The organism is Arthrobacter sp. SIMBA_036, from assembly GCF_046535135.1.
GTDB lineage: Bacteria > Actinomycetota > Actinomycetes > Actinomycetales > Micrococcaceae > Arthrobacter.
Genome location: NZ_JAWRXG010000486.1, coordinates 1 through 232, shown reverse-complemented (window position 1 = coordinate 232; position 232 = coordinate 1). Strand labels below are relative to the sequence as shown.

The window sequence follows — 232 nt, the reverse complement described above, 5'->3', positions numbered from 1 at the left end:
TGCCGCGCTGTTCTATGAAGTAGTTCACCAGTTCCCGGTAACGTAACTCCTCTGTCACCTCATACAAGCGCATCAGCGCCAGTTCAATTTCCGGGTGCCCCGGATAACCGTGTAACTGCGTATCGTTTGGTCCAAATACGCTATCGATATGGTCAGCAAGTTTACACACCACTTCCAGTAAGCGGCGCTTACCTGTAGCCTGGAAGAAAGCAACACCGGCCTCAATCATATG

At 50.9% G+C, this 232-nt stretch carries 1 protein-coding gene; it reads right to left on the bottom strand.

Going from position 1 to position 232, the window contains the following annotated elements; genetic code table 11:
* Positions 1-232, bottom strand: a 232-nt coding sequence (locus SB659_RS20625) for a beta-L-arabinofuranosidase domain-containing protein (RefSeq protein ID WP_410551792.1), incomplete at both ends; no start/stop codon positions are given.